Raw genomic sequence first — 241 nt, forward strand, 5'->3', positions numbered from 1 at the left:
TAGGCCAGATGTGGAAGCCCGGTAACGGGTGGAGCTGACTGGTACTAATAGGCCGAGGGCTTGTCCTCAGTTGCTCGCGTCCACTGTGTTAGTTCTGAAATAACGAACAGCTGTGTTCATGCCAGCGTTCAAATTTCATAGTGTTTCGGTGGTCATAGCGTTAGGGAAACGCCCGGTTACATTCCGAACCCGGAAGCTAAGCCTTTCAGCGCCGATGGTACTGCAGGGGGGACCCTGTGGG

The 241-nt window shown here is 54.4% G+C and carries 1 rRNA gene; it reads left to right on the top strand.

Annotated elements, in window-relative coordinates:
• Positions 1 to 144: 144 nt before the first annotated feature.
• Positions 145 to 241: ribosomal RNA gene (rrf, locus tag IF09_RS42305) — 5S ribosomal RNA — on the top strand; the annotation flags it as partial.

It is taken from the genome of Streptomyces katrae, assembly GCF_000717655.1.
Taxonomy (GTDB): Bacteria; Actinomycetota; Actinomycetes; order Streptomycetales; family Streptomycetaceae; genus Streptomyces; species Streptomyces katrae_B.